The sequence below is a fragment of the Kitasatospora sp. NPDC048407 genome (assembly GCF_043200475.1).
In the GTDB taxonomy this organism is placed as follows: domain Bacteria; phylum Actinomycetota; class Actinomycetes; order Streptomycetales; family Streptomycetaceae; genus Kitasatospora.
Genome location: NZ_JBICXW010000008.1, coordinates 69177 through 94344 on the forward strand (window position 1 = coordinate 69177; position 25168 = coordinate 94344).

The 25168-nt window shown below is 70.4% G+C and carries 19 protein-coding genes; 13 read left to right on the forward strand and 6 right to left on the reverse strand.

Annotation, left to right across the window (positions count from 1 at the left end; translation table 11 throughout):
* Positions 1–16: 16 nt before the first annotated feature.
* Entirely contained in the window at positions 17–1009 is a 993-nt protein-coding gene (locus ACGFWJ_RS17345; RefSeq protein ID WP_392950157.1) for an alpha/beta fold hydrolase, read from the reverse strand.
* A gap of 821 nt (positions 1010–1830) precedes the next feature.
* Here ACGFWJ_RS17345 and ACGFWJ_RS17350 point away from each other — a divergent pair.
* Both ACGFWJ_RS17350 and ACGFWJ_RS17355 read left to right on the forward strand, forming a co-directional pair.
* The gene (locus tag ACGFWJ_RS17350; RefSeq protein WP_387858809.1) at positions 1831–2364 is read left to right on the forward strand and encodes a PH domain-containing protein; all 534 of its coding nucleotides are present in this window, start codon (positions 1831–1833) and stop codon (positions 2362–2364) included.
* Between the two features lie 405 nt (positions 2365–2769).
* The gene (locus ACGFWJ_RS17355) at positions 2770–3537 is read left to right on the forward strand and encodes an SDR family NAD(P)-dependent oxidoreductase (RefSeq protein WP_392950160.1); all 768 of its coding nucleotides are present in this window, start codon (positions 2770–2772) and stop codon (positions 3535–3537) included.
* Positions 3538–3549: 12 nt separating this feature from the next.
* On the opposite strand, the gene ACGFWJ_RS17360 is transcribed toward ACGFWJ_RS17355, so the two are convergent.
* Complete coding sequence (locus ACGFWJ_RS17360; protein WP_392950163.1) at positions 3550–3996, reverse strand: MarR family winged helix-turn-helix transcriptional regulator; 447 nt, start codon at positions 3994–3996, stop codon at positions 3550–3552.
* A 219-nt stretch (positions 3997–4215) separates the two neighbouring features.
* Positions 4216–5565 carry a YhgE/Pip domain-containing protein gene (locus ACGFWJ_RS17365; protein ID WP_392950166.1) on the reverse strand — a complete coding sequence of 450 codons (1350 nt, stop codon included), beginning with the start codon at positions 5563–5565 and terminating at the stop codon, positions 4216–4218.
* 267 nt (positions 5566–5832) lie between these two features.
* Here ACGFWJ_RS17365 and ACGFWJ_RS17370 point away from each other — a divergent pair, with 267 nt between their 5' ends.
* From ACGFWJ_RS17370 to ACGFWJ_RS17415, 10 genes are all read left to right on the forward strand, one after another.
* The gene (locus ACGFWJ_RS17370) at positions 5833–6504 is read left to right on the forward strand and encodes a MerR family transcriptional regulator (protein ID WP_392950168.1); all 672 of its coding nucleotides are present in this window, start codon (positions 5833–5835) and stop codon (positions 6502–6504) included.
* Positions 6505–6877: 373 nt separating this feature from the next.
* Positions 6878–8989: a TOMM precursor leader peptide-binding protein gene (locus ACGFWJ_RS17375; RefSeq protein ID WP_392950171.1), complete on the forward strand. Its 2112-nt coding sequence runs from the start codon at positions 6878–6880 to the stop codon at positions 8987–8989.
* A gap of 105 nt (positions 8990–9094) precedes the next feature.
* Positions 9095–9268 carry a hypothetical protein gene (locus ACGFWJ_RS17380; RefSeq protein WP_387636431.1) on the forward strand — a complete coding sequence of 58 codons (174 nt, stop codon included), beginning with the start codon at positions 9095–9097 and terminating at the stop codon, positions 9266–9268.
* 180 nt (positions 9269–9448) lie between these two features.
* Positions 9449–11377 carry a TOMM precursor leader peptide-binding protein gene (locus ACGFWJ_RS17385; RefSeq protein WP_392950174.1) on the forward strand — a complete coding sequence of 643 codons (1929 nt, stop codon included), beginning with the start codon at positions 9449–9451 and terminating at the stop codon, positions 11375–11377.
* Between the two features lie 170 nt (positions 11378–11547).
* A complete protein-coding gene (locus ACGFWJ_RS17390) occupies positions 11548–13095 on the forward strand; it encodes a SagB family peptide dehydrogenase (RefSeq protein ID WP_392950177.1) in 1548 nt (515 codons plus the stop codon).
* 93 nt (positions 13096–13188) lie between these two features.
* Positions 13189–15840, forward strand: a complete 2652-nt coding sequence (locus ACGFWJ_RS17395; RefSeq protein WP_392950179.1) for a lantibiotic dehydratase — start codon at positions 13189–13191, stop codon at positions 15838–15840.
* Positions 15840–16904 (forward strand): thiopeptide-type bacteriocin biosynthesis protein, encoded by a 1065-nt coding sequence (locus ACGFWJ_RS17400; RefSeq protein WP_392950182.1) that lies wholly within the window; start codon positions 15840–15842, stop codon positions 16902–16904. The genes ACGFWJ_RS17395 and ACGFWJ_RS17400 overlap by 1 nt, the downstream gene beginning before the upstream one ends.
* Positions 16901–18142 carry a hypothetical protein gene (locus tag ACGFWJ_RS17405; protein ID WP_387858831.1) on the forward strand — a complete coding sequence of 414 codons (1242 nt, stop codon included), beginning with the start codon at positions 16901–16903 and terminating at the stop codon, positions 18140–18142. The genes ACGFWJ_RS17400 and ACGFWJ_RS17405 overlap by 4 nt, the downstream gene beginning before the upstream one ends.
* Complete coding sequence (locus tag ACGFWJ_RS17410; RefSeq protein ID WP_392950185.1) at positions 18135–19085, forward strand: ATP-binding cassette domain-containing protein; 951 nt, start codon at positions 18135–18137, stop codon at positions 19083–19085. The genes ACGFWJ_RS17405 and ACGFWJ_RS17410 overlap by 8 nt, the downstream gene beginning before the upstream one ends.
* Positions 19082–19927: an ABC transporter permease gene (locus ACGFWJ_RS17415; protein ID WP_392950188.1), complete on the forward strand. Its 846-nt coding sequence runs from the start codon at positions 19082–19084 to the stop codon at positions 19925–19927. Before ACGFWJ_RS17410 ends, ACGFWJ_RS17415 begins: the two co-directional genes overlap by 4 nt.
* A gap of 106 nt (positions 19928–20033) precedes the next feature.
* On the opposite strand, the gene ACGFWJ_RS17420 is transcribed toward ACGFWJ_RS17415, so the two are convergent.
* On the reverse strand, positions 20034–21551 hold the full coding sequence (locus ACGFWJ_RS17420; protein ID WP_392950191.1) for an alpha/beta hydrolase: 1518 nt from the start codon (positions 21549–21551) through the stop codon (positions 20034–20036).
* A 37-nt stretch (positions 21552–21588) separates the two neighbouring features.
* On the opposite strand from ACGFWJ_RS17420, the gene ACGFWJ_RS17425 reads away from it, so the two are divergent.
* A complete protein-coding gene (locus tag ACGFWJ_RS17425; RefSeq protein ID WP_387636408.1) occupies positions 21589–22521 on the forward strand; it encodes a MerR family transcriptional regulator in 933 nt (310 codons plus the stop codon).
* A gap of 107 nt (positions 22522–22628) precedes the next feature.
* On the opposite strand, the gene ACGFWJ_RS17430 is transcribed toward ACGFWJ_RS17425, so the two are convergent.
* Together ACGFWJ_RS17430 and ACGFWJ_RS17435 are read right to left on the reverse strand one after the other, a co-directional pair.
* A complete protein-coding gene (locus tag ACGFWJ_RS17430) occupies positions 22629–23699 on the reverse strand; it encodes an SDR family oxidoreductase (protein WP_392950194.1) in 1071 nt (356 codons plus the stop codon).
* A 51-nt stretch (positions 23700–23750) separates the two neighbouring features.
* On the reverse strand, positions 23751–25049 hold the full coding sequence (locus ACGFWJ_RS17435; RefSeq protein WP_392950197.1) for a hypothetical protein: 1299 nt from the start codon (positions 25047–25049) through the stop codon (positions 23751–23753).
* Between the last annotated feature and the right edge of the window lie 119 nt (positions 25050–25168).

Consider the following 25168-nt stretch of genomic DNA (forward strand, 5'->3'; position numbering starts at 1 on the left):
CGCCTCGGTGAGGTGGTCAGGGGCGTCCGAGGAAGTCGAGCAGCAGAGCGGTCAGTTCCTCGGGGTGTTCCTCGTAGATCCAGTGGCCGGAGTCTGCGATGGTCACGCCGGTGACGTCGGAGGCGTACGCCTTGGCCTGCTCGCCGACGGCTGGGCCGAGGCTGCCCGACGCGCCGATGGCGAGCACCGGCATCGGCAGGGGGGTCTGCCGGAACCGTGCGTTGTCCTGGATGTCCTGCGGGAACGCGCGGAACCACGCCAGGCTCGCCCTCAGGTGGGCGGGGTCGCGCAGGTAGTGGGCGTACACCCGGACGTCCTCCGGGGTGACGGCGCCCTTGACGCCCTCCAGGCCGTCGATGAAGCCGGCGATCCAGGTGGTCTCCCGGCCCCGGATCATGTCCTCCGGCAGGCCGTTGGTCACGTTGAAGAAGCCGAAGTTCCACACCCCGGGGCCGTTCTTCGTCAGCGCGGGGAACTGGTAGATGCCGTCGTCCGGGATCGGCGCCTCGCTGAGCACCAACTTTCTTACCGTGGAAGGGTATTGCGCGGCGTACGCGTAGGCGACCACGGTGCCGATGTCGTGGCCGACGACCCGCACGTCCTGGTCCTTGCCGAGTGATGCCAGCAGCGCGTGGATCTCGGCGGCCATCGTCTTCTTGTCGTAGCCCGAGGGCGGGGCGTCGCTCTGGCCGGCGCCCGGCAGATCGGGGGCGACGACCGTGTAGTGCTCGGCGAGGGCGGGCATGATGCGGTGCCACTCGTACCAGGTCTGCGGGTAGCCGTGCAGCAGTACCAGGGTCGGGCCGTGGCCGCCGATGACGTAGTGCAGGCCGATACCGGCCGCGACGGTGCGGTGCTCGCTGAACCCCGAGGGGAGTCGCTCGCCGGCGGAGGTGGGTTCGGAGGGCGTGGCGGCGCTGATCGCCGTCGCGCTCGGTGCGACGGCTGCCGCCGGAGCCGCGCCGAACGGTCGGCGGTGGTTGCGGGTTCCGGGCCGGGAGAGTTCCACGCGGTGCTCCAAGGACGCTGAGGGACGACGGCTGACGGTGGATCGGTGGCCCCCTGGCGGGGCGGCGCGGACCGGTCTTCGGGGGCGGGTGCTGAACGGGCCGAGGAGCCCGGCGTCGATCCGGAGCGACTTCGACCATGGCGGCGGCGTTCTTGAGCGTGAACTCGTCGACTGCGGCGAGGGCGCCGGTGTATTCGGCGATCACCGGTGCGGCGGCCTGCGCCGCCATCGCCTCGAGGCAGGTCTCGAAGATAGCCCAGGCGTTGCTTGCGGGTCGTGGTTCGCGAAGCGCGGAGCGGGTTCCAGGTTCACCACGTCCTCGCCCGGGAGCGGCGAGGCGCCCCGGCCCGCCGGCGGGGGAGTGCGAGTGGATGAGGCGCGTGACCTGTGCCGATCGTTCGCCCGCCGGGTCCGGACGCAGTGGCGGGGCGTCGTACGGACCGCGTGGGTGGTGTCGAAGGCTTCGAGCCGGTAGCGGGCGCACTCGATCGCCGACGGTGGAGAGCGCCCGGTCCGTGCGCGCCGGCGTACGCGCGGGCGGGCCAGGGTCATGATGGCTCGTTCGTCCGGGCCGGTTGGCGTGCGGGCAGTGGTCGGTGGGGCAGTGGGTGCTGGTGCGCCGGGCGGCGTCCGGCAGGAGGCCGAGCGTGGGGCCGGGCTCAGGAGGGCGGGGGCCCTGGCCTCGGCCGGGGAGGTTGCCTTCGCCCGTTCCCCGGGTGGCGAGGGTTCGTGTCTGTGGAGGCCGTGACGGCGAGGTGCTGGAGCGGCGGTGATTGGTAAGCCCGTGGGCGGACAGGAGGTGGTGTGCCAGGATGCACATCATGCTTACTGTGGACCGCCATCTCGCCGAGGACGAAGACCTCGTTTACGTCACCCGGCAGCATTGGACGCAGCTCGTCGGCGAGTTCGTCGTGCTGTGCCTCACCTGGGTCGTGGCGGGCGGGATCCTGTGGCTGCTGCCCAGCGGCGAAGGCTGGGGCAGGGTGGGAAGCTACGTGGTGCTCGCCGCGGCGCTGTTCGTCTCCCTGCGGTACTGGCTGATCCCGCTGATGAAGTGGCGTGGCACGGTCTACATCCTCACCACCAAGCGGCTCCACCTGCGCAGCGGCTTCCTGACCAAGACCGGTCACAGCGTTCCGCTCCTCCGGGTGAACGACATCTCGTTCGAGGCTTCGCTGTGGGAGCGGATCATCCGTTGCGGGACGCTCAACGTCGAGTCGGCCTCCGAGCAGGGGATGTTGACGCTGAGGCATGTTCCGGACCCCGAGGGGCTGAAGAACAAGATCTACGAGGCCATGGACGAGGCGCAGGAGCACCAGCACGGGTCCGACGGGATGACCTCCACGACCCGATGACCGGGGCGGCTCCAGCGGCCCCGCCTCTGCCGCGCCCGGGTGAATCGAGGCGTCGGCGCCCTGGCTGACGGTGTAGGCGCAGCCGACGATGGTGAACGACTGTGCGGCCGGTGCGCGGCACGGGCCGCCAGGAACAGCGCTTCGTCTGACGACTTGCCCATGAGTCCCCCCGCCGCCCGGTTCCGCCCTGCGCAGGATGACACACGTCGAAAGCCTGGCACAGGGCGTTAGCAGTCCTTCACCGGTTCTGGCGATCCGCCTATGCCTGAGGCAACTGCTCGGCACCATCGGGAGCTGAGTCCGAGCCCAAGCTCAGGGCGCCGCCGAAACCAGCCCGCTCCACCTGAGCCGCCGCCTCTTCGCCTGGATATTTCCACCATCAGTGCCAAGGGCTACGGTGAGGCCATGCCCGAGCAGACACCTCGCAGATTCCACGGGCGGGTCGCCCTTGTCACCGGCGCCGCCAACGGCATCGGCGCTGCGACGGCCCGGCGGCTGGCCGCCGAGGGCGCCGTGGTGATCGCCGTCGACATCGACGACGACGCCGGCCGGGTCCTGGTCGATTCCCTCGTCCGGGAGGGCGGCCGGGCCGAGTACCGGCACGGTGACGTGTCCGCCGCCGCCGTGTGGGACGAACTGGCCGCACACGTCCGGGACCGCTACGGGCGCCTGGACGTCCTGTTCAGCAACGCCTACACCGTGACCGTCAAGCCGGCCCACGAACTGGCGGAGGACGAGTGGGACCGCCAACTCGCGGTCACCCTGAAGGGATCCTGGCTCGCCGTGCGGGCCTTCGCCGACCTGTTGCGCGCGAGCGAGGGCTCGCTGGTTCTCGCCTCCTCGGTGCACGCGCTCGTCGGCATCCCGGGCCACCCCGCGTACGCCGCGGCCAAGGGCGCGCTGTGCTCGATGGGCCGTCAGCTCGCCGTGGAGTACGGGCCCGAGGTCCGGGTGAACACCGTGCTCCCCGGCCCGATCATGACGGCGGCCTGGGACCGGGTGGACGAGGTCGGCCGGGCGAACAGCGTGGCCGAGACCGTCGCCAAGCGCTTCGGCCGCCCCGAGGAGGTCGCCGCGGCGGTGGCCTTCCTGGCCTCCTCCGACGCCTCCTACATCACCGGTACGACCCTCGTGGTGGACGGCGGCTGGTCCGCCGTCAAAGCTTCCTCCTGACATGAGCGAGGATCAGTCGCGGCCGTCGCAGCGCACGTGCGGAACGAGGGTCTGTTCGTCGTGTCGCAGGGAGTGCTCCATGCTGCCGAGCAGCTTGGAGAGGGTCCGCTGTTCGTCGGCGTCGAGCGTTGCCAGCAGGCGCTGTTCGCATGCGCGGTAGTGGGCGAGGAGGTGGTCGACGAGGTCGAGGCCGTGTTCGGTGAGCCTGAGGTGGATGATGCGCCGGTCGTGGTCGTCGCGTTCGCGGACGATCAGTCGTTGTTGCTCCAACTTGTCCGCGCGGATGGTCATTCCGGAGCAGGTGACCAGGCCGAGGGCGGCCAGTTGGCCGGTGGTCAGGCTGTGGGCGGGCCCGGCCTGGCGCAGGGTGACGAGCACATGGAAGCCGGTGGCGGTGAGGCCGTGCCGCTTGAGAAGGGGCTCCAGTCGGGTCTTCCAGAGGGTGGCTATCCGGTACATGCGGCCGAGTGGCTGCGGGGACGGCCCGGCCGGGGGAAGGGTCTCGGGGCGGGGAGCGCGGGCGAGGGTCTTCGGTGTGGTTCGGCCGGGTGGAGCGGGAGTTCTTTCGGGTGTGTGCCGGGGCACGGGGGCCTTCCAGGTGTCGTGCGGGCATACGGGGGCGGTGCACCGGCGGTCCGGCGTCGGCGCGGGGCCGGCGTCGGACCGTCCGTGGGCGGGTCAGCCGATCGGTGCGGGCTGCGGTGCGGGCGTGCGGGGCGCGGTGCGGTGCAGGCCCTTACGGTCGTAGAGGCGGGTGATGGCGAGGCCGAGGAGGAGAGAGACGGCGAAGCCGATGCCGACCATGCTCCAGGCCCGTCCCAGTCCGGCCTCGGCCTGGGCGTCGAAGTAGAGGATGGAGCGGACGCCGTCGACGACCTGGCGGAAGGGTTCGAAGTCGGCGAGGAACCGGTAGAACCCGGGCAGTGCCTCAAGGGGGATGGTGGCGCCGGCGGACGGGATGGCCAGGCCGATCAGCACGAGCATGGAGATGATCGGGCCCGGGGTGCCGAAGGCGGCGAGCAGGGCCAGGGCGGTGATGCCCATCGATGCCGTGGCGCAGGTACCGAAGATCCACAGCTGGGGCAGGTGGGACGCGTCGATGCCGACGACGCCGACGGCGGCGGCCATGGCCAGTGCGGAGGTCGCCATCGACAGGACGACCATGAGGACCGAGCCGACCGCGAAGTGCCGTACCCGGCTGATGTGTTGCACGGGCTTGGTGGTGCGGAACGGGCCCTTCTCGCTGGCGATGTAGCCGAGTGCGGTGTCCAGCTGGGTGTGGATGACGTTGGCGCCCAGCATGCCGCCGAGGACGAGGACGAGGGTGTAGAAGAACGCGCTCAGTCCGAGGCCGCTGTGGTCGCCGAGCGGGTGGCCCTCCTCGATCGCGGCCTTGACCGGGTCGGCGATCATCAGCTGTGCGGCGGCGCCGGGGGCGGCGGGGTGCTCGGTGGAGCCGGAGGCAGCGTGCGGTTGGGCCTGCTGGCTCAGCTGCCGGGTGAGCTCCTGGCCCACCTGGGTGGAGACGGTGTGGACGACCTGGCGGTTGATCTCGGACGCCATGCTCGAGCCGAAGCTTCCGGCGGCGGGGTTGGTCAGCACGGTCATGGTCGGCGGGTGCGGATCGTGCTGGGGCGGGCCGCCGAGGGCGGCCACGGAGGCGGAGAAGTCGTCCGGGATGACGAGCGCGCCGAACACCTTGTCCTTGGCGAGGAGGTCGTCGGCGGTTCGGCGGTCGACCTGCTTCCAGGCGACCTTGCCCTTCGAGCCGGGGTCCTGGGCGATCTGCGGGGTGATCTGCTCGCCCAGGTTGACCTGCTTGCCCGCGACCTGGGTGCCCCGGTCCGCGTTGACCAGTGCGATCGGCAGGTCCTTCATCGAGCCGACCGGGTTGTTGTTGGCGCCCAGGTACAGCAGGGAGAGGACGAACGACAGCAGGCCGAGGATCACCGCGGACGGCAGCCACAGGCTCTTCCTGCGCAGCAGTCCGCGGGCGCTGGCCGAGAACGCGTGGGGCGGTTCAGACATGGCTCCTCCCGCAGCGGTGGCGGCTGGCGGGGGCCTGTTCGTGGGACCCGGGTCCGGTGGGGCGTGGGGCTGGCATGGTGCTCCAGTTGCGATGTCGCGTCGGGGTGGCGCTCAGGGGCGGAAGTGAGCGGTTTCCGGCATCGCGCCTGGTTGGAGGCTTGCTAGAAACCTTCACTTTCTAGCTCAATAGTGGCACTACCGAACAGGGGTGTCCATCTGGGGGTCTGGAAGACTGGGCGCATACCGAACAGCCGAGTGAGTGAGCGCATGAGGATCTCCGACCTGAGCCGCCTGACCGGGACACCGGTCGGGACCATCAAGTACTACCTGCGGGAAGGCCTGCTGCCGCCCGGCCGGCCCCTCGGGGCCACCCTGACCCTGTACGGCGACGAACACGCCGAGCGCCTGCGGCTGATCCGCGCCCTGACCGCCCGCGGCGGCCTGTCCATCTCCGCCACCCGCGACGTCCTCACCGCGATCGACCAGCCGCTCGAACCGCTGGACACGCTCCGCGTCGTCCACTACGCCCTGCCCACTCCGGTCGACGCCGCCGAGACCGACGCGGTCGACGAGCAGGCGCCGCAGGTCGACCAGCTGCTGGAGGCCATGCGCTGGGAGATCTCCGAGGAGTCGCCGCACCGCAGAGCACTCGCCGCCAGCCTGATGGACCTCAACCGCCTCGGCATGGAGTACGGCACGGAGGAACTGCTGCCCTACGCCGAACTCGCCGCCGCCGCAGCCCGACTGGACCTCGACCGGCTCGAACACATCGAGGACCGCCTCCGGCTCGCCGAACACGCAGCCATCGTCGTCCTGCTCCTCGAACCCGTCCTGGCCGTGCTGCGCCGCCTTGCCCAGGAGGACGAGTCCCGCCGCCGCGCGGCGTGGGTCCGCACCGGCGACGGAACGGACCCGCGGTCCACGGCGCACCCGGAGTAGGTGGCGGTGGGCTCGTGCGGTTCGGCCGTGAACCGCGGCGCCCGCGCCGATCGCGCTTTCCGGGGATGGCCGGTCAAGGACTTTGGTCGAGACCAATGGGCTCCGATCGCCCATTTTGCGGGGCGCGATAGTGCAATCGGTGATGGTGTCGCTACGATCCGGCATTTCGCGCGGCGTTGCCCATGGCTACAAAAGTGGTCCAATCGGGCACAGGTTGCCGAGATTTGCACAGAGTGTTGACGTGCCCTAGACCAACCAACACACTCTTCCTCGGTGGACGCGCGTAGCGTCGCCCCACAGTCGGCGCATGATCCCGCGAGAGGACGCTATGCGAACCGCCGAAGATATACCTCTGGCAGGCGTAAGACCCCGGTTGCGCAATGACGTTGTATTCCTTCGCGTCGACACCGGAATTTATCTGAGAAGTTCAGAGACATCGTGTGTTCTCAAAGGCGCGGGCGCCTATGAATGGATGTCTGTCCTCGGCCCCCGAATGACGGGTGAACGCACTGTCGAGGAAATATGCGAAGGCCTGGACGACAATCGGCGCAAGACCGCCGTCGGCCTGATGCGCACCTTGCTCGACAGGGGTTTCGCCCGTGCTGTTCCGGGCGCGGGCACGGGCGCGGGCACGGGGACGCTGCCGGCCGAAGTGCTGGACAGGTTCGCGCCGCAGATCAACTTCGTCGAACATTTCATGCACGCGGACCAGCGGACGCCACAGGAGCTGTTCGCGCGCTTCCGCTCTTCCCGGGTCCTGGTCAGTGGCTCACCGAGTGGTGTCGCGGCGGCGGCGGTGCGCGGTCTGTTGCGCAACGGGCTGGCCGAGGTGTCGCTGGACGACGCGGCGTGGGGACGGGAGTTCGAGAGCGAGACGGCCGGGCTCGCCGACGCGGGCGCACCGGCACAGGTCGTGGTGCTGCCGTCAACTCCCGAGGACCTGACGGAATTCGACGTCGTGGTGGCGGTCGCCGACGAGTCGGACAGCAGCACCGTGCTCGACCTGACCAGGCGCCTGCACGGAGCTCCGCAGGGTCCTCGACTGATCCCGGTGGTGGCCGACCCGACCCGCATGGTCGTCGGTCCGATCTCCGGACCCGGTGAGCAGCCGTGCTGGGTGTGCGCCCAGCTTCGTCTGTCGGCCAACTCCGATCCGCGCCGGACGGCCGACCTCTGGCGCCGACTGGCGCTCGGCCCGACCGGTGCCGGGGCCCCGAGCGGCGATCCGGTGACACAGTCCATGGTCGGCAACGCCTTGGCGTTCGAGATCTTCCGGCTGCGCACCGGGCAGTTGCAGATGGATGACGAGCGGCACGCCGTGATCCAGGACCTGACCACGCTCGAATCCCGCCGCGAACGCGTGCTGCCCCATCCCGGATGCCCGCTGCGCCACCAGGCGGTGCCGCCCGAGGAGGTGCTTGCGCCCGCGGACGACAGCGACGCCTACGGACGCGCGGCTGTTCTGGTCTCCCCGGAACTGGGCGTCATGTCCGGATGGACCGACGAATCGATTCGGCAGATCCCGCTCAAGACGGGCCGGGTGCGGCTGGGTCCGGCCCTGGCCCTGACCGACGCGGCACGTGAGATCGTCGCGTTCGACATCGACACGGCCCTCGTCGCCCGCACCCGTTCGGTGCGGTCGGCAGTCGCCTGCTACGTGGGCCGGCTCGGTTCCCCCGGGCTTCCGGACGGAGGATCTGCGGCCGACGCCGAAGCGGTTCCGGCCGAACGGCTCGGCCTGTTCAGCGGCTTGCCCGCGGCCGGTGCGCGGGCGGCGGGCCCGATGGTGGCCGCCGTGTCCCTGTACGACGAAAGCCGTTGGCAGGTGCCGGCTGCGGCAGTCCACCCGCTGTCACCGTCCAACTCCCTCCTCACGTTCGAGCCGAGCCCCGCGGGCGCGGCGGTCGGCTGGACCGCCGAGGAGGTGCGGGAGCGAGGACTGTGTTCGGCGCTCGCCCATCGCGGACTCGTCCTTGCGGTACGCGGCGGTGAACCGGCCGTCCCGCTCTCCGAGGAGTGGCTCGGCACCGACGACGAGACGGCCTTCGCGCTGCGCAGCCTGCGGCCCATCGGCCGGTCCGCCAGGGTGTGGGCGCTGCCCGGTGCCGCACCGTCCTTCGCCGTTCTCGCGATGGTCGAGGACTCCGAGGGGAAGGTCGACTGGGCGGTCGGCTCGGCGCTGTCCGTACGTGCCGCGGTACGCGAAGCGGTGCGGGACGCCGTCGGACTCGCGGTCGGCCGCCACTACGAGGGCGCGCCCATGGACTTCGGCGACCCGCTGATCGCGGACTTCGATCCCAGGGTCCTCGTCCCGGCCGACGCGAAGACCGACTGGTCCTTCGACCAACTCGAAGTGCCCATGTCCGAAGCGCTCGCCCGGCTGGAAGCCGAGGGAACACGCGCGCTGTTCGTCGACACCACACCGATCGATCTGAGGGCAGTCCGCGGAATGACCACAGGCACGGTCCTGCTCGCCGCGAAGTAGCCGGACAGTCGGCCGGTCCGCGCCCACTCGAGGCGCGCCACGGTTCTCGGAACGTCCCGTTCCGGGTGGCACAACCCGAGCACATCCCGAGAAAAGAGGATTGCCATGTCCGTTGAGCTCATGAACGAGCTGAGCGCTCTCGAGAGCGCGACGTTCGAGGTCGAGGAGATGACCGACGAGTCCGTCGAGCTGGCCTGGTCCAGCTCCAGCTGCTCCTGCTCCAGCTGCTGCTCCTGCTCCACCAGCAGCTGCTGCTCCTGCTCCTCGAGCACCAGCTGACCCACGGCTGACCAGGTCGCCGGGCACCTGCCCGGGACCCGGCACATGGGCTGAAAACGTGCGGCTGCTTGGCAGGACGGTCCCCATCGACAGGAGGGGTCTGTCCGTGAAGTGGCAAGCAGCCGCACACCCCTATCTTCTCATCGACTGGGTGGACGGATGAATGTGGAGTCGAGCGCGGTGACCACCGTGACGGTCCCGGTTGGCCCCGGGGTGGTCGAGGTCGTCCGCGACCATCTGGCCGGGTACGCCGCTGCGGGCGTCACGGTCGACGTCGGAGTGCTCGGCCTGCCTGAGCGCCACGCGCCGAGCGGGGCGCGGAGGGCCGACGGTCTGGTCTACCCGGTGCGCCTGTACGGCGGAACGGTACTGATGGGGCCGCTGCACCGGGCCGACGGTACGAGTCAGCCGTGCGGGCTCTGCCTGGAACGCCGCTGGCTGGCGCTGCGCCCCGTCGAGGAGCGCAAGCCGGTCGAGGACGGCGCGGACGTGTGGGTGGCGGGTGACGACGCCCTGCTCACGCCGTTCGCCATGGAACAGATCGCTCAGATCGTCCACACGGAGACGGCCGGCGGTCAGCTCGCTCCCGGGGACCGCCGGATCGGGCGCATCGTGGAACTGCGACTGCGCGATCTGACGGTCAACCGGCACGAGCTGGTCGCCGACTCCGAGTGCGAGCGGTGCGCCACCCCGGTACCGGACACCGCCGAGGGCGCGATGCTCCCGCTGAGCCCGCGGCCGAAGCCGGGTCCGACCAGCTACCGGGGCGCGTCGGCGGCGGACCTGAACCTGCCGACCGCCGGTCTGGTGAACGAGGTGTGCGGAGCGCTGGCGAGCGCGGCACGACGTGTGTACCAGTGCAGCGCCACTCTGCCGGTCAGCGGGTACTTCCGGGTCCGCAGCAAGTACGACTACCACGAGATGTGGTGGAGCGGGCAGTCGCAGAGTTCGGCCAGCAGCGAGCGGTACGGCGTCCTGGAAGGCATGGAGCGGTACGCGGGGCAGTTCCCGCGGGCCAAGCAGACGCAGACGTACGCCAGTTACAACGAACTGAAGCCGAACGCGCTCGACCCCATGGCGATGGGTTCGTACAGTCCGGAGTTCTACACCGGGCACCACGACTACTACCAGCCGTACCACCCGGACACCCCGACCCACTGGGTGTGGGGCTACTCCTTCGGGGAGCAGCGTCCGCTGCTCGTACCCGAGCAGTTCGTCTTCTACCTGGACCGCCGGCCGGACCGGAAGTTCGTCCAGGAGTGCTCCAACGGCTGTGCCAGCGGCAGCAGCGTGGAAGAGGCACTGCTGCACGGCATGCTCGAACTCATCGAGCGGGACGCGTTCCTGCTCTGCTGGTACGGCGCGGCCAGACTGCCCGAGATCGACCAGTCGACCCTTGTCGACGAGGAGATCAGGTTCGTCCTGGACCGGGTGGCCCGGCTCGGCTACCGGATGCGGCTGTTCGACATGCGCGTCGACGTCCCGGTGCCCGCCGTGATGGCGGTGGCCGAGCGCCTGGACGGGGGACTGGGCAAGCTGTGCTTCGCCGCCGGCGCGAGCCTGGACCCGGTGGAGGCGGTGCGCGCCGCCATCGCGGAGACGGCGTCCTACATCCCGGGGATGGACGAACGGGTGGAGGCGAAGCTGCCGGCGCTGCGCGAGATGGCCGCCGACTACAACCAGGTGCACGAGCTCACTCACCACGCACTGCTGTACGGGCTGCCGGAAATGGCGTCGACGGCCGACTTCCTGCTGGAGGCGGCACCGCTCCGGTCGATGGACGAGCTGTACGGTCCGTGGCTCGCGCAGCGACCCGCGACCCTGGACCTGGCGGACGACGCCCGGTTCGTGATGGAACGTCTGCGCGAGGCCGGCAGCGACGTCGTGGCGGTGGACCAGACCTGCCCGGAGCAGCACGGCACCGGCATCCGCACCTTGTGCGTACTGGCGCCCGGGCTGGTGCCGATCGACTTCGGCTGGGAGCGGCAGCGCGTGCTGGGCCATCCGCGGCTCCAGGCGTACCTCGACGGAGAACTGGCCGAGATCCACGCCCGTGACGAGGGGTTCGGTCCCACGGGGCTGAACCGCAGGCCGCACCCGTTCCCCTGAGCCGTCCCGTCGGGTTCCGCGCGCTGTCCGTCCGGTGCGGAACCCGGCAGTGAGTCCCGTCCGTCACGTCGGCCCGCCCGCGGGCCGAAGGAGGAAGTCCCGTGTCCGTAGACCGAACGCAGGTCGTGAAAGGCTATGTCGAGTCTGTGTTCCGGCGCGGTCGGGAGCCGATGGAGCCGGTCGGTTTCACCCCCGACTGGGACGACCAGCCGTCCCGGCACAAGACCTATCTGGGGGTGCGGCGCTTCCCGCTCCCGGCGGGCGTCGATCTGGCGCTGGGGGACACCGCGGAGGTTCTCTTCGGTGAACCGCCCGTCGGCCACGGGGCGCCCTGGACCCTCGAGTCCCTCGCCACGCTGCTGCGGCTGTCGTACGGCGTGCTCGACCGCAGGCTGCGGGTGAGCTGGAACCAGGACAGCCACGTCCGGGTGCTCTACCCGGAGGCGCTGTGGGGGCGCGGTACCGCCTCGGGGGGCGGCATGTACCCGCTGGAGGTCTACTGGGTGGCCGGGCCCGGCAGCCCGCTGCTTCCGGGTGTCTACCACTACTCGACGGCGCACCACAGCTTCGAGCGGCTGCTTGCCGGTGACCTCACGGACGAGGTCCGTGCGGCGTGCGAGTCCGGGGACGGGGACGGGGCAGCGGACGGGTTCCTCGTGGTGACCGTGCGTTTCTGGAAGAACTCCTTCAAGTACAACAGCTTCTGCTACCACGTGGTGACACAGGACGCCGGTGCGCTGCTGGGATGCTGGGAACTGATCGCGCGGGGAACGGGCCGGCGCCTCACCCGCACGCTGTGGTTCGACGACGAGCGGCTGAACCGCCTGCTCGGACTCGAAACCGATCAGGAAACCGTACTGGCCGTGGTGCCGATGCCGTTCGGCCCACCCGCGGACCGGGCGGCCCAGGTCGATCCGGTGGACCGCGGCGGTCTCATCGACCGGCCGAGTTTCGAGCGATCGGCCCGTCCCCGCACCTTCGAGCAGATCGAGCAGGTGCACCGCGCGGTCCTGGCGGACCGTCGTGAGCGCCCGCAGCCCTCGGTGGCCCGCGGCCTCGTGCCGCGGAAGCCCGCCGGGGGCGAGGAGGTCGAACTGCCCGAGCCGCTGACCGGCCGGCTCGGCCGGGACGTCGGCCGGGCCCTGCGCTCGCGGCGGACCAGCTTCGGCTCGTTCACGCGCTCCCGCCCCCTGCACCTCGACGAGTTGGCGACCGTGCTGGCGGGCACGGCGGCGGGGCAGCGGTACCTCTCGGACGTGGTGCCCGACGAAGTCGGGCTGACGGGTCTGTACGTCCTGGCGAACCGCGTCACCGGCCTGCCGAGCGGCACCTACCGCTACGACGCCGCCGGGCACCGGCTGCGGGTCGTGTCCGAGATGCCGCTCGCCGAGAAGCTGCAGCGCAGTTACTACCTGAGCAACTACAACCTGGAGCAGGTCGCCGCCGTACTGGCGATCTCCGGCCGGTGGCAGAGCACGCTCGATGCCTACGGCAGCCGCGGCTATCGCGTTCTCAACTCCGAGGTGGGCGCCCTGTCACAGACGGCGTACACCACCGCTGCCGCGCTGAACGTCGGCTGCGGAGTGGTGCTCGGCTTCGACAACATCGCCATCGACGAGGCGGTCGGCCTCGACGACGGCGACGAGCGCACCTTCCTGTTCGTGCTGCTCGGCCACGAACGCGCGGACAGCGCGGACTACGACTACCGGCTGGTCTGAGAGGGCTGATCCGTGAAATCCAGCGCGCCGCCATCGACGATGCCCCGCACGGCGTCCGCAGCGACCCCGCCCGATCACCGGAGCACGGAGCACGTGACCTGGCACCTGGTGCCGAGGTTCATGCTGCGTGTCGGTGGTCTTCCCTTCGAAACCGCGGCCGCTCTGGCGACTCCGGCGGCCGCGGCATGGGGGGACGGCGTCCTCGACGCGCGGCACCGGCTGAGCGAGCGCGCGGCCCGGATCGCCGACTCCCTGCAAGAACGCGTGGCCGACCACCTCGACGATCCCCAGGCGCGACGGGCACTGATCAATCTGCGTCGGGACGTCTTCAACGCCCGTGCCCCGCGCGGCCTGACCGCGGCCGAACCGCTGCTCTCGGCCGACGAACTCGACGAGTTGCACGCGTGGTCGGCCGACCGGCAACGACATGACGAATTGCTGCGGACCGGTTCGGGGATCCTCGGCGACGAAATCGCCGCGGTCCGAGAGGAGTTGCGCCGCGTCGCGACGGAGACCGATCTGCGCCACGGCGTCCAGTTGTCGTCCCCGTCACTGGACGAGTACCTGGACGACTTCCTGCGGCGTCCCGACGGACCGCTCAGCAAGCGGGAACGGCGCATCGAGCGGTCGCTGCTGGAGTACCTGCTGCGCACCGCGTGCAAGACCAGCCCGTTCAGCACGCTGACGGCCGTGTCCGCCGGCGCCTTCGCGGAGAGCGACGGCAGGCCGCTCACCGCCTCCGTCCGCGGCTGGGGCAAGCAGGGCAGCACCCGGCTGAACATCGCCCTGCTCGCCAGACTGTCGGACCAGCTCACCGGAAACCCGGAGGTCCGCCGCGACCTGCCGGTGAGAGCCACCAGCGGAACACAGGTGCACCGCGACCGGGTTCGCTACCTGCGCAAGCTCCGCGGTGCCGACGGCGACGCGGACGCCGCGGTCACCCTGGACGCCGTGCACGAGAGTCTCTTCTACCTGCCGGGCGGGGAGGCCATCACCGATGTCCTCACGCTGTTCCGCGACGGCAGGACGCTGCGGTTCGGCGACGCCGTACGACGGCTGTGCGCGATGGACGGCAAGCGGCCGGAGCAGGACGTGGAGCGGTACCTGGCCCAGCTGCTCAGGCTGGGGCTGCTCGTCGTGCCGGATCTGGACATCGACATCCACGACCCGGACCCGGTCGCCACGTACCGGAAGGGACTGTCGCGGCTGGGAACGGACCGGGCCGACGACATCGCCGTGCTCGTCGGGCGGATGGGTGCGGACGTCGAGCGGTTCGCCGACGCCGGCCTGCCCGAGAGGCGTGAACTCCTCTCCGGGATAAGGGAGTCGGCGGCACAGGCGCACCGTCTCGCGGGCCGCGGCGACACCCCGGTGCTCCGCACCCTGGTCTACGAGGACAGCACCCTGCCCGGACTGGCGGTGACCGGTGACGCCTCCACCTGGACCCGGAAACTCACCCCCGGGCTCCAGCAACTCGCCAGGATCCTCCCGGCGTTCGACGGAAACCTGGTACGCAGACTCGTCACCAAGGGATTCTTCCGGGCGCGCTACGGGGAAGGCGGGCGCTGCGAGGACTTCCTGTCCTTCGCCCACCAGTTCAACCAGGACTTCTACGAGAACTACAACAAGCGGCTGATGCGCCACCAGCGCTTCGACGGCACCGACTTCCGTCACTACGACAACTGGTTCCGGCAGGAGGAGATCACGGCGGTCGACCGTGCGCGAGCCGCGGTGGCCCGGGAGATGGACCTCCGCTACCGGAGCGCCTGCGCCACCGGAGCCGATGTCGAGCTGGACGAGGACTTCCTGGCCACGGTGGAGGGGCTGCTGCCCGGGCACGAGCGCCTGCGCTCGCTGTCCTTCTTCCTCCAGATCGCCGAGGACGGCACCGAGGACCCGCTGGTGGTCGTCAACCGGGTCTACTCCGGACTCACCCTGCTCTTCTCGCGGTTCGCGCACTGCTTCGACGAGGGCCTCACCACGTCGTTGCGCCGGTCGCTGGACGACGCCGTGCCGGAGGGAGCCGTGTTCGCCGAACTGAAGGGCGGCTACGACACGACGAACCTGAACCTGCATCCGGTCGTCACGCCCTACGAGATCGTCTGTCCCGGAGAGACCAGCTTCCGGCCGCCGCACGAACAGATCCCGGTGGAGGACCTGGTCGTCGAGCACGACGCGGCCACCGACCGGCTGCTTCTGCGGTCCCGCGCACTGGGCGTCGAGGTGATTCCCGTCTACCTCGGCTTCCTGCTTCCGATGGCACTGCCGGAGGTGCAGCAGGTCCTGCTCAACTTCTCCTCCACCACCATGGTCCAACTCGACCTGTGGGAGGGCACCGGCATCCTGGAGCGCGACAACGGCGCGACTCCGCGCGTGCGGCTCGGAAACGTGGTGCTGCAACGCAAGTCCTGGCGGTTCGCCGCCGACCAGCTCCCGCCCGCGACAGCCGGCCAACCGGACCACGAGTGGTTCCTCGCCTGGCGGGAATGGCAGCGGGCGGCCGGGCTGCCCCGCCACGTGTTCGCCGGTCTCGGCGGCGAACGCAAGCCGCAGTACGTGGACTTCGACTCGTACACGTGCCTCCGGCTGTTCGAGGCCGCGGTCCGCAAGAGCGACTCGGCGGTGACACTCACCGAAATGCTGCCCGGCCCCGACCAGCTGTGGCTGCGTGACGACCGGCACCGGTACGTCACCGAACTCACGGTCGAACTCAACGGAATCAAAGCAACGGATGCGGAGCGGTGATGGGCGCCGATCAGGACGCGAACGACGGCGGGCACATTGAGGCGGAACCGGACGGCGACGGTTGGATCAGCCTCCACGTCTTCTACGCCGCCAACGCCAACCCGGTGCTGGTCAACTGCGTGCGGCCGCTGGTGGAGAGCCTGCGCGAACAGGGTCTGCTGCGCTCGTGGTTCTTCATCCGCTACTGGCTGGAGGGCCCGCACATCCGGCTGCGCCTGCTGCCGGCCGAGGCCTCGGCGACCGCGAAAGTCGCCGAGGCCGCGCGAACCGCACTCGAGTCGTACCTGCGCGAGCGCCCCGCCCTGTACGAGGAGGACCGCAACGCCAGCGGTGACCTGTACAAGAACATGTTCCTGGCCGAATACAGCGAGGAGCGCTGGAACGAGCTGTACGGCGCCGAGGGCACGATGCCGTTCCGGGACAACAACAGCGTCGCCCGCATCCCCTACGAACGGGAGCTGGACCGGTACGGGGGCCCGGCCGGAATGGAACTCGCGGAGTGGCACTTCCAGGAATCCAGCGAGACGGTGATGACCCTGCTGGAGACCACCAACGTGCACGTGCGCACCGTACTGCTGGGCCAGGCCGCGCAGTTGACCGCGGGACTGTGCTTCGCGTTCCTGCGCGACGAGGAGGCGGTGGCCCGCTTCCTGGTCAACTACCGCATGATGTGGGAGGCCTCGTACCAGGAACCCAGCGACGACCAGCACAAGCGCTTCGACCGCAGCTACGAGCGGATGAAGGACCGGCTGGTGGCCCGGCTGGAGCACGTGCGGGACAGCGCCAGGGACGTCTCCTCGGCAGCACCCACCCCGCTGGAGCGGTCGTGGCTCGCGCACTGCGGCGAACTCCGTGACAAGGTACTGGAAATGACCGACGCGGGGTCCCTGACCTTCCGCGACGGACCCGTGCAGGACCCGCAGGTCGCACTGGCCATCGTGCTCAGCTCCTACGTCCACATGACCAACAACCGGCTCGGGGTGAGCATCCTCGACGAGATCTACCTGTCGTACATCCTGTGCAAGGCACTGTCCGACACGGCTCCGCAGGAGGCGCAGCGGTGACCGGCACCGCCCACGACCGGCCCCGGCTCCGGCCGGAGGTGGCACTCGGCCCGGGCATGCGCTCCGGCCCCAGGACCGTTCACCACGTCAAGGACGCGCGCACCGGCTGCTACTACCGGGTCGGTTCCCGCGAGTACTTCGTCATGGGACTGATGGACGGACAGCACACGATCGAGGACATCGGGCGCAGTTACGTCGACACCTTCGACCGCAGACTGGGCCCCGAGCACTGGCAGCAGATCTTCACCATGCTCGGCCGCTACCAACTGCTCGACGGGTACGCCGACGACGCGGCGCTGGACAGGCTGAAGCAGGCCCACGAGGCGAAACAGTCGGCGCGGCAGGGCTGGCTGCGCCGGCGCTGGGTGATCCTGCGCCCCGATCAGCTGTGCGCCACCTTGGCGAGCCGCCTGTCCTTCGCCTTCCGCACGGCGTTCCTGGTCCCGGCGTTCGTCCTGCTGGCCGCCGTCCAGCTGTTCGTCTGGACACATGTCGGCGCCCTGGCCCACGAGGCGACGCATCAGAAGCACCCGATGATCACCCTGCCGCTCTCGGCGCTCGTGGTGTGGGGAATCACCGTGCTGCACGAGTTCGCCCACGGCGTGACGTGTCGTCACTTCGGCGGCAGGGTAACGGAGATCGGAGTCAGCTGGCGGTTTCCCATGCTGGTCCCCTACTGTCGCACGGACGACATCGTGCTGTTCCAGCGGCGCAGGGCCCGGGTGGGCACCGCGTTCGCCGGCATCTTCGTCAGCTGGTTGGCGCTGGTGCCGGTGGCGGCCTGGTGGTGGCTGGCCGGTGACGGCATGTTCGGCCGGCCGCTCGCCGCCGGTCTGTTGCTCTTCGGCAGTGGTGCCACGGCGATCAGCCTGCTGCCAGTTCTACGATCGGATGGTTACGTGATGCTCACCCACGCGCTGAACATCGCCGATCTGCGCCGCGAGTCCTTCCGGTTCTGGCGGCTGCGACTGCGCTGGCGCGACCCGGCCGCCCGGGAAAGCCTCAGCGCCTACCCGCCCCGCGACATCCGCACCTACGCCCTCTACGGGAGCGTCTCCCTCCTCCTTCTCCTCTCGGCGTACGGCGCGATGATGTCGGTGTGGTTCAGCAGCCTTCAGCACTGGGTAGGGCCGACGTGGGCAGTGGTGATTCTCGCCGCGGAGACCGCGGTGGCCGCCGGTGTCCTTTCAGCCGTCGCCCGCGGCAGCTCGAGCGAACGGCGGACCACCGGTGAGTGACAGCGACGACTACGCGATCCGTACCAGCGGACTGACCAAACAGTACGGCCCGGACACCGGCGTGTTCGACCTCGACCTGCGCATCCACCGCGGGGAGGTCTACGGATTCCTCGGCCCCAACGGGGCAGGAAAGAGCACCGCCATGCGCATGCTGGTGGGGCTGATCCGGCCGACCTCGGGAACCGCCACGGTGCTGGGCCACCCGGCCGGGACCCCGCGCAGCCTGCGCGGGGTGGGGGCACTGATCGAGGCCCCGGCCCTGTACCCGCACCTGTCGGGCCGGGACAACCTGCGCATCCTCGCCGGATACACGTCCGTACCCGCCACCCGCATCGGGGAAGTCCTCGAGGAGGTCGGGATGGCCGCCAAGGCGGACGCCGCCTTCCGCACGTACTCGCTCGGCATGAAACAACGACTCGGGGTGGCCGCCGCACTGCTGAAGGACCCCGCGCTGCTCATCCTCGACGAGCCGACCAACGGTCTCGACCCCGAAGGCATGGCGAGCATGCGGGAGTTGATCACCGGGCTGCGCCGCGACAACCGCACGGTACTCCTGTCCAGCCACATGCTGGGCGAGGTGGAGCACGTGTGCGACCGGGTGGGTGTGATCCGCCGGGGCCGGCTGATCGCCGACGGCACGGTGGCGGAACTCCGCCAGGGCGTCGGCGAAGGCGGGCTGACGGTCGCCGTGAACGCGCCCGAGCGCGCCGCCGAGCTGGTACGCGAGTTGCCGGCCGTCCGCTCGGTGACGGTCGTCGACGGGGAACTGCAGGTGGCTGTCGACCCCGGTGAGGCCGCCGCGATCAACCGGCTGCTCGTGGTGAACGGACTGGAGGTCAGCGAACTCCGCAAACGGGTCCTCTCGCTGGAAGACGTGTTCTTCGACCTGGTCGAAGAACACCGGCCCACTGAACCGGCACCCGTGGAGGCGGCCAACCGATGAACGGTGTCCTTCGAGCAGAGCTGCTGTCGACGCGCAAGCGCCCCGGCGCCTGGATCATCGGCGGGGCGTGGGTCGCGCTGTCGGTGGCCTTCGGGATGGCGGTCCCGTACATCATCTGGCTGGCCATCAGGAACAAGCCGGTCGGATCGTCCGGTGATCCCGAGGAGCTGATCAACGGTCTGCTGCCGGACAAGTTCCTGTCCGGCACCGTCAGCCTGTACCCCATGTTCGGCAGTGCGCTGATGCTGATCCTCGGCGCCGTCCTCGTCGGCGGCGAGCACCGATGGGGGACCTGGGGCACGCTTCTGGTCCAAGGGCCCAGCCGCACCTCGGTGGTGCTCGGGAAGGCCGGGGCCGCGGCAGCGGCGTCACTGTGCATCTCGGTGCTGGTGGTGGTGGTCGGCGCGGGAGCGAGCGCGCTCATCGCGGCGCTCACCGGCCGGCCCGCGCACTGGCCGGACACGGCGACGCTGCTGGCCGGAATCGGCGCCATCTGGCTGATCAGCATGGCCGCGACGAGCCTGGGCATCTTCCTGGCCGTTCTGCTGCGCGGCACCGGGGCCGCCATCGGAGTGGGCCTGCTCTGGCTGCTGGCGGTCGAGAACCTGGTGTCCGGACTGGCCGGCATCCTGTCCGCACTGAAAGGCGTCCAGAAGCTGCTGATCGGCCCGTGCGCGGGCTCCCTCGCCACCGCCCTCGACCCGTCGGGCAAGCCCAACACGTCGATCCCCGGGGTCGTCTCGGTTGCCGGACCGCTGACCGCGAGCATCGTGCTGGCGGCGTACGTGGTGGTGTTCCTCGGCCTCTCCGCGCTACTCGTCTCGCGCCGCGACATGACCTGACCTGACCGGCAGGCCTGCCATGCGGATGTGCAGGCCTGCCGTGCGGATGTGGAAGTCGGACACGGATCCCCCGTTCCCGCCCACACCGCTCAACGCGGGCGTTCGGTCAGGCGCGGAGGTGTGTGAGGACGGCGGACAGTGCGTGCCGTACGGCCTCCCGGGTCTCGTCCGTGGGGTCGTGCACGTCGAAGCCGTGCATTGCGTGCGGTACGTCCACGAGTTCCAGTGCCGCGCCGCACTCGTCGGCGGCTGCCAGGAACGCGGTGACTGTCGCGGCGATCTCCGGTGCCTCGAGCCCCACCCGGGTCAGCACGATCGGCAGTCGGCCTGCCTTCGGCAGCACTGCGGCAGGGGCGAAGCGCGGGTCGACGCCGATCCAGCCGGTCAGTGGGGCCAGGACCGGGTAGGTGGCGGCGACGCAGCGCAGCCAGGGCGGGGGAGCGGCCAGGTGGTCGGACATCAGCAGGCCTCCGCCGGAGAAGGTCCACAGGGCGATCCGGTCCGCGTCGACGCGCGGATCCGCTCGCAGTACCCGCAGTGCCTCGGCGATGTCCGCCGCGGCTGTCGGGTAGTCGGACGTCGCGTGGAGCCGGTGGGCGACGACCGCGCCGATCACGCCCTGGCTCGCCGCGAGCCGGGCGTAGCCGACGTAGAGCGGCCAGTCGCGGGGCTCGGGCACCATGTCGCGCGGTAGCGGGCCGCCGTGCACGAAGAGGATCGCCGGGCGGGGGCCGTCGTCGTCGGCCGGGCCGGGCAGGTGGAGGTCCAGACGCCCGGTGCGTTCCCGTGCCGCCACCGGTGCGTCGAGCAGGAACGGACGCTCGTGGAACGGCGTGATGTTCGCCGGGGTGAGCCGGTGGCCCTCCCCGGCGGCGGCGCGCAGCAGGGTCGTGGCCAGCTCGTCGGGGCGGGAGAGCATCGGCCAGTGGCCCGTCGCCAGTTCGAAGAAGCCCACGCCCGGCTCGGCGAGGGACTGGAACTGCGGCATGCCCGACGTCACCAGTTGCTGCACGGCCTCGATGGTGAACCCGCTCGCCGTGCACAGGATGCCGCTGGTCGGCACGTCTTTCAGCGCGCCGGTCAGCCGCAGCGGCTCGGTCAGCGTCCGGCCCGGCTGCGGGGCGGCGAGCGAGGACAGCCGCTCCAGGTCGGCCGGCGACAGGCCGGTCGTGTTGCCCCACCTCTGCCACTGGTCGGGCGCGGGCGCGGGTACGGTCGCGTCCGGCTGCTCGCGCAGCAGCGCCTGCACGTCGGTGTCGGGCACCAGGGCGAGGGGAAGGTCGCCGTCCTGCGGCAGCCCGGAGTCCAGGTAGACGATCCGGGTGACCCGCTCCACGCGGTGCTGTGCCGCGCCGAGCACCGGGTGGATGGCGTAGTCGTGGCCGACGAGCACCACCTTCGGTGCGGTGACCCCGTCGATCAGCCGCACCACGTCGGCGATGTGGGTCTCCAGGCTCGTTCCGCCTGCGGGCGCCGTGCCGCCGCCCGTGCCGGTCAGTGTCGCGGCGTGCACCTCGGCGCCCGCCTCGCGCAGTTTCTCGCCCACCCGGTCCCACAGCGGCCCGCCCGTGAACGGGCCGGAGGCCAGGATGAACGCGGTCCGAATCTCATGATCGCTTCGCATGCGGGTACGGTAGGAACTCCCCTAACGGGAGGTTCAAGTGGTGCTGCCGCACGATCTGTTGACCATCGGTGAGCTCGCCGAGCGCGCCCGGGTGAGCGTGAAGGCAGTGCGTTTCTACTCGGAACAGGGCCTGCTCCCCGAGGCCGGCCGCAGCGGCGGCGGACACCGCCGTTACGTCCCGCAGGCGCTGGAGCGGCTGCGGCTGATCCGCTCGCTGCGCGCGCTGGACGTGCCGCTGCCGGAGATCGCCCGTGTGGTCGAGAAGGAGACGGGCGAGGACGGGGACGGGGACGGCTTCGACGATGGCCTCGAGGCCGTCGTGGCCAGGCAGTTGGACAGCCTCGGTGCCGAACTTGCCGCGCTGCGCTGGCGGGAGGCGGCACTGCGGCTGCTGCACGAGGCCGCGGCCGCGGAGCGCGCCGAACTCCTGCGTCTGGTCGGCGCGCTCGGCACACCTCCCAGCACGGAGACCCTGGCCCGCTACTGGCGCGGGCTGCTGCCGGTGCGGCTCCCCGCCCGGCTGGTGGCCGCCATCGTGGAGGCGGCGGTGCCGCCGCTGCCGGAGCAACCCTCGCCGGCACACGTGCTGGCCTTCGCCCGGCTGCACGAACTGACCGCGGCCATGAACGACGCGTGCCTCGCGGAACACCGGCCCTCGCCGCCACGGCCGGACATGCTCTACGACGGCCTGCGCGAGGCCTACGACCTTGCCGCACCCGCCCTGCTCGCCGGTCGCGGCCCCGCCCCGGGCGAGGCCCTGGACTGCTTCGTCACCGCCCACGCCCGGGCGAACGACCGCCGCGACACCCTCGACTACCGCCGCGAACTCGGCCGTCACCTGGCGGTGGGCGACCACCCCGCCATGCGCCGCTACTGGGCACTCGCGGGCGAACTGACCCCGGGCCCCACTCTCGGCGCCGCGAACACCTGGCTCAGCTCCGCGCTGGCCGCGCAACTCGCCGCGAACTGACGGCGGGTGGCCGGGGGGTGATGGTGTGTCCGCCCCGTGGGAGTCGCGGGCCGGGGTGGGCGCTGCCTTGTACGGTCCCGCCGGTCGTCCGGCGGTTTTGACCGTGCCTATGCCACCGGGTTCGGGCTGGCGGCGTGCTTCCGGGGGCCGGGGACGACGTGCTTCTGGAGCAGCCACGCCATGTCGTTCGCGAAGAGGGAGCGGGCGGCCGCCTTGTCGATCTCCGGTACCCGGTGGCTCGCGGGCAGTGTGGAGGCCGGGAAGCTCTCGCCGTCGCCGAGTGCGAGCGCGCTGACGTAGAGGTTGCCGAGCGCCCGGCGCACGGACCGGCGGGTGGTCTCCCATTGCGGGTAGGCCGTCAGCTCGGTGGTGAACGGGTCCAGGAGGGCGGGGCGTTGGAACGGCAGGCCGGCGGCGGTCATCGTGGCGCCGAGGGCGTCGATCCACTCGGCGACGGTGAGGGCGGACGGGCCGGCCGTGGCCCAGTACTCGCGGGGGAGCGGCGACCCTTCCACGGCCAGGCGGGCCAGTGCGTTGACGGCTGCCGCCACGTGGTCGCGCGGGACCATGTCCACCCGCTGTTCGGGCCGGCCGAAGACCGCGGGCAGTCCGGAGGCGATGAACATCATGATCCGGTGCATGTTCTGCAGCTCGGGCATCGCCCCGTCCAGGGAGTCGCCCATGATGATCGAGGGGCGGATGATCGACCAGGGCTGCGTGCAGGACCGGATCCGGTCGTCGGCGGCGGCCTTCGACCGGTGGTAGGCGGACGGCCGTGAGGAGCACACCGCGCCGACCGTGTCCTCCCTGGCGGCCTGCGTGTGACGCCCGGCGAAGGCCGTCGAGGCGTAGAGCAGCGGGCTGCCGGCCGTCTCGGCGAGTGCGACCATCTCCGCCGCGCCGCCCTCGTTGACCGCGTGCAGGTCGTCGGCGGACGCCGTGTAGCGGACGTTGCCGGCCAAGTGGACGATCACGTCGGCCTGTTGGGCGAGTTCCTTGAAGGCGGGGGTGTCCAGACCCAGCTGTGGAGCCCGAAGGTCGATGCCGACCTGCCGGCACGGCAGGTCGACCGGGCGGCGTCCGGTCAGGGCCACGATGTCGAACGACTGGGCCATGGCCGGAATGACGGCCGAGCCGAGGACTCCTGAGATCCCGGTGACCAGGGCGACGGGTCGCATGAAGGGTGCTCCACTTCTTTCGTTTTCGTTCGTTGTCACGGCTTCGCGCCGTCACGTGCCGAGGCGTAATTCGGGACTCGGTTCGTGCTGATGCATTTCGAGGAAGAGGTTGCGGAATGTCTCGACCAGGAGCTCGCCCGGCAGCTTCTTCCGATGGAAGACCGAGCATCGGACGGCTGTTCCGGTCGTGGTGAACGACACGTAGGCGTCGAGCGCGAGCGAGGAAGGAGCGGAGTGTGCGACGGAAGCGCCGGTCAGGCGGGCGCCTCCGATTTCCAGGTGCGGGAGGGAGACGGAACTCGCGGTCAGCCCGATGTTCACGATGACCGGCCGGGCCGCTCTCCTGGCGAGTGCATTCGGCAGGAGGGAGAGAACGGCGCGTCGGGTGTCCCGTTCGTTCGTGCGGCGGGCGTTGCTCGTCTGTTCGCGGATGCTCCGGAGTGCGTCATGTGGCGAGAGCGGAGTTTCGGGCGGAATTCTGAGGAGATATCCGGCCGTGAAATTGCCGGGCGTGTACCGCTCGGAAGGGCGCCGGATCGACATCGGGACGAGCAGCGTCGTATGGCGCAGGCCGACGGCCCGTACGGCGCGGGCGAGGGTGGCGAGGCACAGGTCGTTCTCCGTGACGCCCCGGCTCCTCGCGGCGGCCGCGAGGAGTGGCCGTTCGATGTCCCTGAAGTGCCACTGCAGCGGGGCCGGGGAGCCCTCGACCGCTTCCGTCCTCGGGCTCTCCCGGGTGGCGCTGACGTCCCTGGCGGTGTTGATCACCGCGCGGGCGGTCGCCCGGCGTCGGGGACGGAGCCCCACGGGTTCGCCGTGCGGATCGCCCAGCAGGGCCTGGAGGTGCTGGACGATGCCGACCCCGTCCTGGAGGGCGTGATTCGCGCGATAGATCACCGTGAACCGGTGCGTGCTGTATCCAGAAAGGCTGTATCCAGAAAAGAAGTGCATGTCCCACTGCGGGGCCGGTGCGGACGGGAACGGGCGGTCGAAGAGTTCGGTGACCGCGACCCGAAGGGCGTCCTCGTCGGAGATGTCCGGGCGGACGGAAAAGGTGATCGATTCAGCCGGAGTTGCGGTGCGCCACCATTTCGATTTCGCCGAAGCCGGGCAGGTGAGGGCGAGGGTGGGGAGTTTCGATGCCCGCTCGTGGATTTGCTCACGCAGAGCGGCCGTGTCCGGAAGGCTGCCGGTGAATTCCAGGATGAATCCGCCGATCAGGGCGGGGGACAGGTCCAGGAACACTTGATCGACCGGGCCGATACGTCGCGCGCGCCGTTGCCGCGGCATTGTCATGGTGACCCTGGACTCTCTGCTTGTGCGATGGGAGGAATGGCCGTCGTCGCGCACCGGTCGAGATCCTGCCCTGATGGCATGACAAATGCCAAGCCGATCACGCTATCGAGTGATTTATCGGTCGATCCAGCGGCGCAGGGTGTCGCCGCCGGCGGCGCGGGCGAAGGCGCGGT

Coding starts and splice junctions, on each gene's coding strand:
- ACGFWJ_RS17350 (WP_387858809.1), top strand. CDS start 1,831: ATGCTTACTGTGGACCGCCATCTCGCCGAGGACGAAGACCTCGTTTAC.
- ACGFWJ_RS17355 (WP_392950160.1), top strand. CDS start 2,770: ATGCCCGAGCAGACACCTCGCAGATTCCACGGGCGGGTCGCCCTTGTC.
- ACGFWJ_RS17360 (WP_392950163.1), bottom strand. CDS start 3,996: ATGTACCGGATAGCCACCCTCTGGAAGACCCGACTGGAGCCCCTTCTC.
- ACGFWJ_RS17365 (WP_392950166.1), bottom strand. CDS start 5,565: ATGTCTGAACCGCCCCACGCGTTCTCGGCCAGCGCCCGCGGACTGCTG.
- ACGFWJ_RS17370 (WP_392950168.1), top strand. CDS start 5,833: ATGAGGATCTCCGACCTGAGCCGCCTGACCGGGACACCGGTCGGGACC.
- ACGFWJ_RS17380 (WP_387636431.1), top strand. CDS start 9,095: ATGTCCGTTGAGCTCATGAACGAGCTGAGCGCTCTCGAGAGCGCGACG.
- ACGFWJ_RS17390 (WP_392950177.1), top strand. CDS start 11,548: ATGGAGCCGGTCGGTTTCACCCCCGACTGGGACGACCAGCCGTCCCGG.
- ACGFWJ_RS17400 (WP_392950182.1), top strand. CDS start 15,840: ATGGGCGCCGATCAGGACGCGAACGACGGCGGGCACATTGAGGCGGAA.
- ACGFWJ_RS17415 (WP_392950188.1), top strand. CDS start 19,082: ATGAACGGTGTCCTTCGAGCAGAGCTGCTGTCGACGCGCAAGCGCCCC.
- ACGFWJ_RS17420 (WP_392950191.1), bottom strand. CDS start 21,551: ATGCGAAGCGATCATGAGATTCGGACCGCGTTCATCCTGGCCTCCGGC.
- ACGFWJ_RS17430 (WP_392950194.1), bottom strand. CDS start 23,699: ATGCGACCCGTCGCCCTGGTCACCGGGATCTCAGGAGTCCTCGGCTCG.